This is a genomic window from Pelagibius sp. (genome assembly GCF_028281305.1).
Taxonomy (GTDB): Bacteria; Pseudomonadota; Alphaproteobacteria; order Kiloniellales; family Kiloniellaceae; genus Pelagibius.
Window position 1 is genome coordinate 20,791 of the sequence record NZ_JANQKD010000026.1, and the last position, 12,475, is coordinate 33,265.

A 12,475-nucleotide genomic window follows, 5' to 3' on the forward strand; every position below is an offset into this window, starting at 1 on the left:
GCGTCAGGACGTGGAGGTCTGCGCGGCCTCGCGCTTGGCCTCGGCCTCGTCCTCCTCGCCGCCGCGGCGCAGCTTCATGTAGGAAAGCAGCGGCACCGCCAGAGCGACGGAGGAATAGGTGCCGATCACCACGCCCCAGATCAGTCCGGAGGTAAAGCCCTGGATGACGGCGCCGCCGAAGAAGAACAGCGCGCCCAGGGCCAGCAGCGTGGTCATCGAGGTCAGGATGGTGCGCGACAGCGTGAGATTAAGCGCGCGGTTCAAGACTTCGCCCAGCGGCAGCTTCTTGTAACGCCGCAGGGTCTCGCGCACGCGGTCGAAGATCACGACGGTGTCGTTGATCGAGTAACCGGCAATGGTCAGCACCGCTGCCAGGGTGGCCAGGTTGAACTCCAGCTGGGTCAGCGCGAAGAAGCCTATGGTGGCGATCACATCGTGCGCCAGAGCGACCAGCGCGGCCACGCTGAAGTGCCACTCGAAACGGAACCAGATGTAGAGACCGATTCCCGCCAGGGCCAGCAGGGTGGCCAGAATGCCGGCCTGCTTCAGCTCGTCGCCCACCTTCGGGCCGACGAACTCCTGACGCCGGATCTCGACCCCTTCGCCGAGGGCTCCGCGCACCAGTTCGATGGCCCGGATCTGCTCCTCCTGGGCGCCCTCCTGGCGTTCGATGTTGATCAGCACGTCGGTCGGTTCGCCGAATTCCTGCAGCGTGACTTCGCCCAGCCCGAGGCCGGAGACGCGGCTGCGCAGGTCGGCCAGATTGGCAGGACCGTCGGTGCGCACCTCCATCAGGATGCCGCCGCGGAAATCGACGCCGAAGTTGAGCCCCTGGGTAAAGAAGAGACCGATCGAGCCCAGCATCAGGCAGGCCGACATCACCAGGAACAGGCCCCGCTTGCCGACGAAGTTGAGGCCGAGGTCGAGGGGAAGCTTGCGGATCAGAGCCATGCTGCGCCCTCCCCTATATTGCCAGGGCCTGCGGCCGGCGCCGGCGCAGCCAGAGGATGACCAGCGAGCGGGTCAGCATGATGGCCGAGAACATGGAGGTCAGAAGACCGATGGCCAGAGTCACAGCGAAACCCTTGATGGGGCCGGAGCCGAAGTTGAACAGGAGCAGCGCGGCGATGAGCGTCGTCACGTTGGAGTCGATGATTGTGGTCAGCGCGCGCCGGTAGCCGGCGTCGACCGCTGTCACCGGTCCGCGGCCATTGCGCATCTCCTCGCGGATCCGCTCGAAGATCAGGACGTTGGCATCGACCGCCATACCGATGGTCAGCACGATGCCGGCGATCCCCGGCAGGGTCAGCGTCGCCTGCAGGACCGAGAGTGCCGCCAGCATGAGCACCAGGTTGATCAGCAGTGCCACGCTGGCCATGGCCCCGAAGAGGCCGTAGATCGTCGACATGAAGACAACCACGAAGATCATGCCAAGCACGGCTGCAATTTCGCCGGCCAGGATCGAGTCGGCGCCCAGGCCCGGACCCACGGTCCGCTCTTCCAGATAGTTGATCGGCGCCGGCAAGGCGCCGGCCCGCAGCAGCAGGGCCAGGTCCTGCGCTTCCTGAATCGTGAAGGTGCCGGAGATCACGCCGCTGCCGCCGATGATCGGCTCGCGGATCCGCGGTGCGGAGATGACCCGCTCGTCGAGAACAATGGCGAAGAGGCGCCCGACGTTATCGGTCGTGGCATCGCCGAAGCGTTTGGCGCCCTGGGTGTCGAAGCGGAAACTGACGACCGGCAGGCCATCCTGGAAGGTCTGCTGGGCATCGACCAGACGGTCGCCGCTGACCATGACGCGCTTGCTGACGGGATAGGCATCAGGCTCGCCCGGCCCCGGTTCGTCGGCCGGCAGCACCTCGACCGAGGGCGGAACACGCCCGCCCGTCGTAAAGCTGTCGTGCACGAAGCGGAAGCTTAGCACCGCCGTCTCGCCGATCAGCGCCTTGATGCGCTCCGGGTCCTCGACGCCGGGAAGCTGAATCAGGATACGGTCGTCGCCGTGGCGCTGGATCGAGGGCTCCTTGGTGCCGGTCTCGTCGATGCGCCGGCGGATCACCTCCATCGCCTGATTGACGACGTTGGTAGCGCGCTCGCGGATCCCCTGTTCGGAGATCGTCACGCGGAAGGTGCCGCTGCTGTTGTCGATGTCCAGACTGCGCAGGATGGTCTCGGCGATGGCCTGGCGCGCGCGCCCGGAATCGTCCGGATTGACCAGCGTGAAGCCGGCCGCCAGGCCGAACAGCCCCCAGTCCGTCGCCTCGACGCCGCGCTGGGCCAAGGCGCCCTTCAGCTCTTCGACGAGGTTTTCGCGGTCCTCCTCGAAGACCGTCGGCAGATCGACCTCCAGCAGGAGGTAGGATCCGCCGCGCAGGTCGAGCCCCAGGTTCACCTGCTGGTGCGGCACCCAGCCCGGCAGGCTCTCCGCGTCCCTGGCGCCCAGGAGATTGGGCGAGGCATAGGCGAAACCCGCCACAACGACCAGAATGATCAGGATGACTTGCCAGCGTGGGATGTTGACCATGACCGTCGTCGCTTTCTAGGGGTCGCGGCTTCTAAGGCAGTGCGGCGGGACCGCCTCTCAGGACTTGTCGTTGGGCCGCTTGGCCCCGCCAAAGAGGCCGCCGAGGATGCTCTTCGGCTTGTCGCCCCCTGCGTCGTTTGCCGCCTTCGGCGCGCCGCCCTTGCTGGGCGCCGCCTCGGTGCGGCTCATCACGTCCTGGATTGTATGGCGCATGGCGCGAACCCGCACCCCTTCCGCGAGTTCCAACTGAACCTCAGTATCGCTCAGAACCTTGGTCACGGTCCCGATCAGTCCGCCGGCGGTGACCACTTTGTCGCCGCGGCGCAGCGCCTGCACCATTTCGCGGTGCATCTTCACCTTCTTCTGCTGAGGCCGGATCAGCAGGAAGTAGAAGACCACGAAGATCAGGATGATGGGCAGGAAGGACGTGAAGAGATCGGCTCCACCGCCACCTGCGGCCTGGGCGTAGGCCGGTGAAATGAGCATGATTTAGACCTTTTCCGAGCAGTCAGACCGGCGGACTATACCCGCAAGCCCGCGAATTGCAACGCCACCCGGGATAGGCTGAGAACTGCCGGGACCCGATTGACCCCACGCGAAGCAGGTATTAGCTTTTGCGCAAAAATTCAATCTCTTGCCCGCATTTCTTTGGAAAATTCATGAACAAACCCGACAGTGAGCGCCTCGATCCCTTGCTCCAGCGCATCGCCGAGGCTTTGGAGCGAATCGCTCCGGCACCTTCTTCGCGCGTTGATCTCGGCGCTGCCGACGGCTTCATCTGGCAGCCCGAGGCCGACCGGCTGGAGCCGGTGTTGCAGATAAATCGGGTCGACTTCGTGCTTCTGCAAGGGATAGAGCGGCAGGCGGAGACCCTGTACGAGAACACCCGCCGCTTCGCCCAGGGCCTGCCGGCCAACAATGCCCTGCTCTGGGGCGCCAGGGGCATGGGCAAGTCCTCGCTGGTCAAGGCCGTGCACGCCCGGGTCAACGCCGAGGCGACGTCGGCGGCCCGGCTCGCGCTGGTGGAAATCCACCGAGAAGACATTCCCAGCCTGCCGCGCCTCCTGCAGTTGCTCCGCGGCACCGAGCGGCCCTGCGTGCTGTTCTGCGACGACCTCAGTTTCGACGGCGGGGATGCGAGCTACAAGTCGCTGAAGGCGGTGCTGGAGGGCGGCATCGAAGGCCGACCGGCCAACGTGATCTTCTACGCCACCTCCAACCGCCGCCACCTGATGCCGCGGGACATGATCGAGAACGAGCGCTCCACGGCAATCCATACCTCCGAGGCGGTGGAGGAAAAGGTCAGCCTCTCCGACCGCTTCGGCCTCTGGCTCGGCTTTCACAACTGCGACCAGGACACCTACTTCGCGATGATCGAAGGCTACGCAGAGCGCTACGGCCTGGCGGTGCCGCAGCAAGAGCTGCGCGCGGAGGCCAAGGAATGGGCCGTGACCCGCGGCGGGCGCTCCGGCCGTGTCGCCTGGCAGTTCATCCAGGACCTCGCCGGCCGCCTCGGCAAACGTCTGGAGGACTGACCGCACCCTTCGAGACGGCGCTGCCGCGCCTCCTCAGGGTGAGGCTTCAACTGGGCCTCATGCTGAGGAGGGCCGCAGGCCCGTCTCGAAGCATGGCGGAGGGTCAGGGCTGCGGCGCTTCCTTGCGGTCGTGCATGCCGTAGTCGCGGACGACCGAGGCGATGCGCAGGCGGTAGTCCTGAAAGATCTCGTTGCGCCCCCGCCCCTGGGCGGCCTGGTGTTCGGCGTGATGGCGCCAGCGGACCAGGGACTCCTCATCGCGCCAGAAAGACAGGGACAAGATCTTTCCCTCATCGGTCAGGCTGGCAAAGCGCTCGATCGAGATGAAGCCGTCCATCTTCTCCAGCTCGCTGCGCAGCGAAGCGGCGATGTCCAGGTAGTCCTGCTTGCGGCCGTCCTTCGGCCGCACCTCGAAGATTACGACGTGCAAGGTCCCAGTTCCTTCTGGTGTGGCTGTCGGTCGTCAAAATCGCAGGCTGCAAGGTCCGCCGCCAGCGCCGATGCTTTGGCCCGTGTCGAAGTATGAATGCTCAGTTGCTGGCAGTGGCAGGCTTGGCAGCCGTCGTGGGACGGGGGCCCAGCATGGTCTCCGGATTGACCGCCCGCGTGCCGCGGCGCACCTCGAAGTGCAACTGCGGGCGCCCGACCGACCCGCTGGACCCGACCCGGGCAATGGTCTGCCCGCGGCTCACCACGTCGCCGGCCACGACCAAGAGCTTCTCATTGTGGGCATAGGCAGTGATCCAGCCGTCGGCGTGCTTGACCAGCAGCAGCTTGCCGAAGCCTTTCAACTCCTCGCCGGCGTAGGCGACGACGCCGTTCTCGGCGGCGCGGACTGGCGTGCCGCGTGGCGCTGCGATGTTAATGCCGTCGTTGTGCACACCATCGGCCTTGCCACCGAAGGAGGACAACACCGGTCCCTGCACGGGCCAAAGGAAGGTCGACTGCGCGCGCGGCGGCGGCTTGTCGGTGGTGCCGCGCTTGGCGATGGCGGGCTGCGCCCTCTGCGGGGCCGGCGCCAGCGTCTTGCCCGGCGGAGCCTTCGGCAGGGCGGCGGTCTGGCCTCCCGGGGCTGCCGAGCCGGCAGCCGCTGCGCCGCTGCCGGCCCGCGGCTGTGCTGTCGCCGCAACGACGGAGGCGGCAGGGCTGCTGCCCGGCTGCGGCAGGATCAGTTTCTGACCGAGCGGGATGGTGTAGGGCGCATCGATGCCGTTCAGACGCACCAGTTCGCTGCGGTCCACCTGATAGCGCCGGGCGATGTTGAAGACGGTGTCGCCGGGCGCCACGACGTGGACCTGCGCCTGAGGGATCGTGAGGCCCTGCCCCAGCGCCAGCCGGTAGGGCGGCTGCAGGCCGTTGGCGTCGATCACCGCGCGGATCGGCAGCCCGAAGCGGCGGGCGATGCCATAGAGGCTGTCACCCTGCGCGACCACATAGCGGCCGTCGGCCGGGATTGCCTGAGCCAAAGGTTGGGCGACCGGCTGCACCTGAGCCGCCGCCGGCTGCACCAGGGGCTGCTGGACCAAAGGTTGCTGGGCCAAGGGTTGCTGGGCGCGCGGCAGCGGGGCCGCCTGGGCCTGTGGCGCGGCACCCAGGGGCGCCAGGGTTTCCACGGTAACCGTCGTCCCGGCCTGCGGCGCCGCTGCCGTTTCGAAAGGCACGCTCAGGGCGGCGAAGTTGGCCGGCGGTGCAGGCTTGCGCTGCGGCAACTGCGGCGGGTCCTTCGGCGTCTGGAAACTGGCGTCCCGGTAGACCGGCGTCAGGTTGCAGGCGGAAAGCGCCAGCGCCACTGCGGTCAAAATGGCGATCCTATGCAGCGTCATGCCAAACTCCCGCCCCTCTGGGCAAAGTAGGCCTCTTCCTCGGGGACGCCCTCGACCAGCGGCACGAAACGGACGTCGCCCAGGTGTTCTTCGACGATCTCGCCGCCCTCGCGCCGCAGGGACAGCAGGGCCTGGTCGCGCGAACTGCGGCCGACCGGCAGCACCATGCGCCCGCCCTCCGCCAACTGATCGACCAGGGCCGCCGGCACGTCGGCGGCCGCCGCGGTGATCATGATGCGGTCGAAGGGCGCCTGCTCGGGCCAACCCTTCCAGCCGTCGCCATGACGCGTGGTGATGTTGTGCAGGCGCAGATCGAGGAAGCGCCGCTCCGCCGTCTCCAGCAGATCCTTGAATCGCTCGATGGTGTAGACCCGCCGGCAGAGCCGCGAAAGGACGGCGGCCTGGTAGCCGGAGCCGGTGCCGATCTCCAGCACCTTGGTGCGGCGGCTGGCGCCAAGCGCCTGGGTCATCAGGGCGACCACCTGCGGCTGACTGAGCGTCTGGCCCTGACCGATGGGGATCGCCACGTTCTCGTAGGCCTGATGACGGAAGCTATCGGGCGTGAAGGCCTCCCGCGGGATGCGCTCGATGGCCGAGAGCACGTCGGTGTCGGCGATACCGCCGCGCCGCAGCTCCATGATCAGCCGAATCTTGCGCGACGCCACCATCAGCCGAAGAGCTCCCTCAGGGATTTCATGCTTGCCCGGTGCGTCAGGTCCAGATGAAGGGGCGTGATCGAGATCCCGCCCTTGGCGGTCACCGCCAGATCGCTGTCGCGCTCCTCGGAAGTGTCGAGCTGGTAGCCACCGATCCACAGGAAACGCCGTCCCGAAGGATCGAAGGTCTCGTTGACGGTCGTCCCCTCGTCGCGGCGCCCCTGACGGCAGACCTCGATGCCGGTGACGTCCTCCGGCGCCACCGCCGGAAAGTTCACGTTGACCAGCAGGTCCTTGGTCCAGCGCATCTTCACCAGCTTGCGGACGATATCAGGCAGAAAGGCCTCCGGTACCTTCCAGCGGGCGATACCGTCCTCCCCGCGCTGCTGGGAGAATGCGATGGCCGGGATGCCCAGCAGGGCCGCTTCCATGGTCGCGGCGATGGTGCCCGAATAGGTCACGTCCTCGGCCAGATTGCCGCCGTCGTTGATGCCGGACAGCACGAGGTCCGGCAGCCGGTCGGCAAGGATCCGGTGATGGGCGACCAGCACGCAGTCGGTGGGCGTGCCGTCCACGGAAAAGCGCTTGCTGCCCAGGCGCCTTTCCCGCAATGGCCGGCGCAGGGTCAGCGAATGGCTGGTCGCCGATTGTTCGCTTTCCGGCGCCACCACCCAGACGTCGTCGCTCAAGGTCTTGGCGAGCTTCACCAGCACCTTCAGCCCCGGCGCGTTGATACCGTCGTCGTTGGTGACGAGGATGCGCGCACGCCTCAGATTGATGCCAGATTTGCCGGTGCCAGATTTGCCGGTGCCGCTCTTAGCCATGATCGCCGATCACCTCCAGCCCGCCCATGTAGGGCCGCAGGGCTTCCGGCACGGCGATGCTGCCGTTACCCTGCTGGTAGTTTTCCATGACCGCGATCAGGGCGCGGCCCACCGCAACGCCGGAGCCGTTAAGGCTGTGTACGAAGCGGGTGCCCTTTTCATCCACGGGCCGGTAGCGCGCCTTCATGCGCCGCGCCTGGAAATCCAGGCAGTTGGAGCAGCTCGAAATCTCGCGATAGGCCTTCTGCCCCGGCAGCCAGACCTCGACGTCGTAGGTTTTGGCAGCGCCGAAGCCTATGTCCCCGGTGGAAAGCACCATCACGCGGTACGGCAGGCCGAGGCGCTTCATCACCTCTTCGGCACAGCCCACCATGCGCTCGTGCTCGGCGGCAGAGTCCTCGGGGCGCGTGATGGAGACCAGCTCCACCTTCTCGAACTGATGCTGGCGCAGCATGCCGCGGGTGTCGCGCCCGGCCGAGCCCGCTTCCGAGCGGAAGCAGGGCGTGAGTGCCGTCACCCGGATCGGCAGCGCGTCTGACTCCAGGATCTCGCCCGCCACCAGATTGGTCAGCGGCACCTCTGCCGTCGGAATCAGCCAGTGATCGCTGGTGGTGCGGAACTGGTCCTCGGCGAACTTCGGCAACTGCCCGGTGCCGTAGAGCACGTGGTCGCGCACCAGCAGCGGCGGTGCCACTTCCTCATAGCCGTGCTCGGTGGTGTGCAGGTCGATCATGAACTGGGCCAGCGCCCGATGCAGCCGGGCGATCTGTCCGCGCATCACCACAAAGCGCGAGCCGGAAAGCTTGGCCGCGGTCTCGAAATCCAGAAAGCCCAGCGCCTCGCCCAGCTCGTAGTGCTCCTTGGGCGGAAAGGCGAAGTCGGTCGGCGCCAGGTGCTCGCGCAGGCAGACGTTGGCATCCTCATCAGCCCCTTCCGGTACGTCCGGCAGTGTGGGGTTGGGGATGCCGCTCAGGAGGTCGCCAAGCTCGGCGCTGAGCCGCCGCTCCGCGTCCTCGGCATCGGCCATCCGGGTCTTGAGTCCGGAGACCTCCTCCATCAGGGCCGTCGCGTCCTCGCCCTTGCGCTTGGCCTCGCCGATGGCCTTGGAGGCTTCGTTGCGGCGCGTCTGCATGGCCTGCAGCTCGGCCTGGGTCGCCCGGTGCCGGGAGTCGATGGACAGCACGGCCTCCGACAGCGGATCGAGGCCGCGGCGTTTCAGCGCGGCGTCGAGGGCCTCAGGCTCGTCGCGAATCCATTTGATGTCCAGCATGGGCGGTCAGTCGAATCGGGTCTGTTGCTAAGCGAATCGAAGGACTTATACGGTCCCCGCGCGGCGCCTGTCCACGCCGGACTGGCCCGATTCGCCCAACAAATGTCATCGCCGGACCGCCAGGCCCTTCACGGAAAACCGCAGCCTTCGGGGCGAAGCCCTTCGCCCGATTCGGCAATTTCGCCGAAGGTAAAGTGATCTGTGAAGAAGACTGTTGGGACTGCCTGCCGCCCGCCCGCCGGCCGTCAGGTCGTCGCCGGCGACGTGCCGCCACTCCCCCCGCTGCTCTCTTCACCGCTGTCGTCGCCGCCCAGTTCGTCGTCATCCAGGTCGTCGTATTCGTCCTTCGGACGGCTGCGCTCGACCCACTTGGCCATGTAGATGGAGATCTCGTAGAGCAGGACGATGGGGATCGCCAGGGAGAGCTGGCTGATCGGATCCGGCGGGGTGAAGATCGCCGCGAAGATGAAGACGCCGACGATGGCGTACTTGCGCTTGGCCGCCATGCCCTTGGAGGTGGCGAGGCCGACCCTTGCCAGAAGGGTCATGATCACCGGTAGCTGGAAGCAGAGCCCGAAGGCGAAGATCAGCTTCATCATCAGCGAGAAGTACTCGGCTACCCGCTGTTCCAATTCAATGGGCAGGTTGCCGTCTCCGCCTGACGTCTCGAAGGCGATGAAGAACTCCACGACGAAGGGGAAGATGATCCAGTAGACCAGACCGCCGCCGAGGAAGAACAGGAAGGGCGTCGCCGCCAGGAAGGGCGCGAAGGCCGCCTTCTCGTGCCTGTAAAGGCCGGGCGCAACGAACAGCCAGAGCTGCATGAGAAAGACCGGCGCGCAGATGAAGGCGGCGGCGAAGAAGGCAACCTTGACGTAGGTGAAGAAGACCTCGGTCAAATTGGTGAAGATCAGGCGCGGCGGGCGGTTGTCCTCCCGCCCCTCGAGCAGGACGTCGGCCAGCGGCCTGGCGAGGAAATCGAAGATCTGTTCGGCGAAGAAGAAGCAGACCAGGAAGACCACCAGAAGCGAGGCGACCGACCAGAGGAGCCTCTGGCGCAGCTCGATCAGATGATCGAGCAACGGCATCTTTTTCTCGTCGTGGGAGTCGGTCACCGTGGTCATTCGTAACTGCCGGAGCTGCTGCCGGAAAGCCTCACGGCCTTACCCACACGACTCAAGACAAACAATGCTGCCGGCAGCACAAAGCAAAGCGCAGTGGCAGCAATAACCTTCATCAGCAGATACAGGTGTCCCTCGACCCAAAGATCCGCCCATACGACCCGATCAAACTCGGAACCCGGCCCCTGCAGTTCAGCAATGGGGCCTGCGACAAAGGGAAAAACGACGTAGTAGGCCAGCGCTCCCCCAAGCAGAAGGGGCAGCGCCAAAACCGCGATCGTGGTGCCCTCTCCCAGGTTCGACGGCTCGCGGCGCCGCCCGGCCCAGTACGCCTGGAATTGGTACAAGATGAACGGAAAGCACAGGAAAGCAGCCGCGAAAAGCGCCACCGTCGCATACATGCCGAAGAGCGCTTTGAGGGAGGTGAACTGGTAAGCGCTATGCGCTTCGACCATGTTGTTTTCGATCAGAACAGAGAGCACCGGCTGCAACAGAAAACCGAGTATCTGCTCCGCGAAAAAGAAGCAGACTAGAAAGACCACCAAGAGCGCGGACGAGCAGTAGGCTACGCGACGAAGCGGCCCAGCTTGCAGCCTTCTTTTTGAGTCTTGCGCCTCGGTCGCCGTGGTCATGCCGACTGCTTACTGTCCTGCTTCGACGCTTGCGCCGGTTCGGTGGATGGGGCTTCGGTCTCCGCGGGTTTGCCCGTGTCCAGCGAATGGGGCGGTGCAACCGGTGCCGCCGGCTTGGACATCAGAACCGAAGCCTTGGCCGCATTGCTGTCGTCGGAAGGCTCGGCTTCGGCACTCGTGCTGTCGGCGGGCTGTTCGCGCCGTGCCTCGCGCTCGATATCGCGGACTTCGTCGGCCACGTCGCCGGTGGGGTCAATCGCGTTGCTGATCGTCTTCTCGAGATTGCCGCGCCGGGTTTCCTCCAGCATCTTCCGGGCGTCATCGAGCTCGGCTTCGCGGACCATGTCGTCGATCCCCGACTGAAACTCGCGCGTCAGCGAGCGCGCCTTGCGCACCCACTGCGAGACGGTCTTCAGCGTTCCGGGAAGATCTTTCGGTCCGATGACGATGAGGGCGATCAACGCGATCACCATCATCTCGGTCCAGCCGATATCAAACATGGCCGCCCGTCATTTCAGGGAAAAGACTCAAGACACGGCGTGAGGGCAGACCCTCAGCCGTTTGCAGCCTTGTCCTTTTCCTCGGTGGACGCCATGGCCGGCGCCTCCTGGTCGATCACCTTGGTGTCGTCCCCGTCGGCGGCCTTGTCCTTGGCCTTCTGATCTTCTTTCAGGCCCTTTTTGAAGGCGTTGATACCCTGTCCCATGTCACGCATCAGCTTGGGGATTTTTCCACCCCCACCGAAGAGGACAAGAACCACCACCAGCACAATGAGCCAGTGCCAAATACTAAAGGTTCCCATTCCGGGATCTCCTTACTTTTGTCGTGAGGCCTCTTGTCGCGGACTATGGCAAAAAGGCCCGTGCGCCGCAACGATCCTGGCCAAAAGGGTTAATCCGTCTCCCGCGGAAAAACAAAGGCTTGCGAGCGATCGAGCTCAACCCGCAGGCGCTCGTTCTCGGGCGGCAAGAAACGCCCGGGCACCCGAGCATGGAAGTGTGTCTCTTGATCGGTTACGTCAAGCGCGCGGATATGGATGAGGCTGGTCCGCCCCATCAGCCGCGCCGCCATCACCTCCACCGCCTGCTCCGGCGCCGCGCTGCCGTTGGCGGCCGCGAAGGGGCGCAGATGCAGCGCCTCCGGGCGGATCAGAACCTCCACCGCGGTGCCCTCCGCCAAGCCGCCGGAGTCCACCGGGCCGAAGGGTGTGGATACCTGTCCCGTGTGAACAACGCTCTCCAAAATATTGATTTCACCGAAAAAAGAGGCAACAAAAGCGTCCACAGGCTGGTAGTAGAGCTCCGCCGGCGTCCCCTCCTGCACGACCTGCCCTTCCCGCATCAGGGCGATGCGGTCGGCCATGAACATGGCCTCCTCCGGATCGTGGGTCACCATCAGGGTGGTGGTGCCGCTCTCCTTCAGAACATGCAGCGTCTCGTCCCGCACCTTCTGGCGCAGCCGGGCATCGAGGTTGGAGAAGGGTTCGTCCAGCAGCATAACCCGTGGCCGTGGTGCCAGGGCCCGCGCCAGCGCCACCCGCTGCTGCTGGCCGCCGGAAAGCGTGTGGGGATAGGCCTCAGCGGACTGGGCCATGCCGACCCGTTCCAGCGCCTCAAGCACGCGTGACCGGCGCTCTGCCGCCGGCAGGCCCTTGAGCCCGAAGGCCACATTGGCGGCAATCGTCAGATGGGGAAAGAGCGCATAGTCCTGGAAAACCAGGCCGACAGAACGGCTCTCCGGCGGCATCTCCCGGCCCGCGCCGGCTACCTCCTGGCCGCCGATCAGCACCCGGCCGCGCTGCAGGGCTTCCAGGCCCGCCGCCACCCTCAGGGCGGTTGTCTTGCCGCAACCGGAAGGACCCAGCAGACAGACGACCTCGCCCGAAGATAGGGAGAGGCTCAGGTCGTCGACAGCCTGGAGGTCGCCAAAGGCATGACTGACGTGCTCAAGAACGAGGGCTGATGGGACGGGCGCTTGCATCGACATTCCGGCGGATTGGACCGCCCTTGCCATACTGACTTGCCGCCGGTTCTGCAAGCCGTTCGCAACGGATTGCCGCCGTGCCGTGCCGTCAGCCGTGGCCGCGTTTG

The 12,475-nt window shown here is 65.7% G+C and carries 14 protein-coding genes; 1 reads left to right on the forward strand and 13 read right to left on the reverse strand.

Going from position 1 to position 12,475, the window contains the following annotated elements; genetic code table 11:
* Nucleotides 1–3 precede the first annotated feature (3 nt).
* The 3 genes from secF to yajC are packed head-to-tail and all read right to left on the reverse strand — an operon-like array spanning nt 4 to nt 3,010.
* Complete coding sequence (secF, locus tag Q0982_RS07405) at nt 4–951, reverse strand: protein translocase subunit SecF (RefSeq protein WP_299393658.1); 948 nt, start codon at nt 949–951, stop codon at nt 4–6.
* 13 nt (nt 952–964) lie between these two features.
* The gene (gene secD, locus Q0982_RS07410; RefSeq protein ID WP_299393661.1) at nt 965–2,524 is read right to left on the reverse strand and encodes a protein translocase subunit SecD; all 1,560 of its coding nucleotides are present in this window, start codon (nt 2,522–2,524) and stop codon (nt 965–967) included.
* A 57-nt stretch (nt 2,525–2,581) separates the two neighbouring features.
* Nucleotides 2,582–3,010, reverse strand: a complete 429-nt coding sequence (gene yajC, locus Q0982_RS07415) for a preprotein translocase subunit YajC (RefSeq protein WP_299393665.1) — start codon at nt 3,008–3,010, stop codon at nt 2,582–2,584.
* 173 nt (nt 3,011–3,183) lie between these two features.
* Here yajC and Q0982_RS07420 point away from each other — a divergent pair, with 173 nt between their 5' ends.
* The gene (locus tag Q0982_RS07420; RefSeq protein ID WP_299393667.1) at nt 3,184–4,059 is read left to right on the forward strand and encodes an ATP-binding protein; all 876 of its coding nucleotides are present in this window, start codon (nt 3,184–3,186) and stop codon (nt 4,057–4,059) included.
* A 103-nt stretch (nt 4,060–4,162) separates the two neighbouring features.
* Here the strand turns inward: Q0982_RS07420 and Q0982_RS07425 are convergent, their stop codons facing one another.
* From Q0982_RS07425 to Q0982_RS07470, 10 genes are all read right to left on the reverse strand, one after another.
* A complete protein-coding gene (locus Q0982_RS07425; protein WP_299393670.1) occupies nt 4,163–4,489 on the reverse strand; it encodes an antibiotic biosynthesis monooxygenase in 327 nt (108 codons plus the stop codon).
* A 100-nt stretch (nt 4,490–4,589) separates the two neighbouring features.
* Nucleotides 4,590–5,882 (reverse strand): peptidoglycan DD-metalloendopeptidase family protein, encoded by a 1,293-nt coding sequence (locus tag Q0982_RS07430; RefSeq protein WP_299393672.1) that lies wholly within the window; start codon nt 5,880–5,882, stop codon nt 4,590–4,592.
* Nucleotides 5,879–6,553, reverse strand: coding sequence for a protein-L-isoaspartate(D-aspartate) O-methyltransferase (locus Q0982_RS07435; protein ID WP_322096974.1), 675 nt, complete (start codon nt 6,551–6,553; stop codon nt 5,879–5,881). Before Q0982_RS07435 ends, Q0982_RS07430 begins: the two co-directional genes overlap by 4 nt.
* The gene (surE, locus tag Q0982_RS07440) at nt 6,550–7,362 is read right to left on the reverse strand and encodes a 5'/3'-nucleotidase SurE (protein WP_299393678.1); all 813 of its coding nucleotides are present in this window, start codon (nt 7,360–7,362) and stop codon (nt 6,550–6,552) included. Before surE ends, Q0982_RS07435 begins: the two co-directional genes overlap by 4 nt.
* Nucleotides 7,355–8,632 (reverse strand): serine--tRNA ligase, encoded by a 1,278-nt coding sequence (serS, locus tag Q0982_RS07445; protein ID WP_299393680.1) that lies wholly within the window; start codon nt 8,630–8,632, stop codon nt 7,355–7,357. Before serS ends, surE begins: the two co-directional genes overlap by 8 nt.
* A gap of 245 nt (nt 8,633–8,877) precedes the next feature.
* Complete coding sequence (tatC, locus tag Q0982_RS07450; protein WP_299393683.1) at nt 8,878–9,756, reverse strand: twin-arginine translocase subunit TatC; 879 nt, start codon at nt 9,754–9,756, stop codon at nt 8,878–8,880.
* The gene (locus tag Q0982_RS07455; RefSeq protein WP_299393684.1) at nt 9,753–10,385 is read right to left on the reverse strand and encodes a twin-arginine translocase subunit TatC; all 633 of its coding nucleotides are present in this window, start codon (nt 10,383–10,385) and stop codon (nt 9,753–9,755) included. Before Q0982_RS07455 ends, tatC begins: the two co-directional genes overlap by 4 nt.
* Nucleotides 10,382–10,885 carry a Sec-independent protein translocase protein TatB gene (tatB, locus tag Q0982_RS07460; RefSeq protein ID WP_299393686.1) on the reverse strand — a complete coding sequence of 168 codons (504 nt, stop codon included), beginning with the start codon at nt 10,883–10,885 and terminating at the stop codon, nt 10,382–10,384. Before tatB ends, Q0982_RS07455 begins: the two co-directional genes overlap by 4 nt.
* A 53-nt stretch (nt 10,886–10,938) precedes the next feature.
* Nucleotides 10,939–11,187: a twin-arginine translocase TatA/TatE family subunit gene (locus Q0982_RS07465; RefSeq protein ID WP_299393687.1), complete on the reverse strand. Its 249-nt coding sequence runs from the start codon at nt 11,185–11,187 to the stop codon at nt 10,939–10,941.
* A gap of 89 nt (nt 11,188–11,276) precedes the next feature.
* Complete coding sequence (locus Q0982_RS07470; RefSeq protein WP_299393689.1) at nt 11,277–12,365, reverse strand: ABC transporter ATP-binding protein; 1,089 nt, start codon at nt 12,363–12,365, stop codon at nt 11,277–11,279.
* Nucleotides 12,366–12,475: the final 110 nt, after the last annotated feature.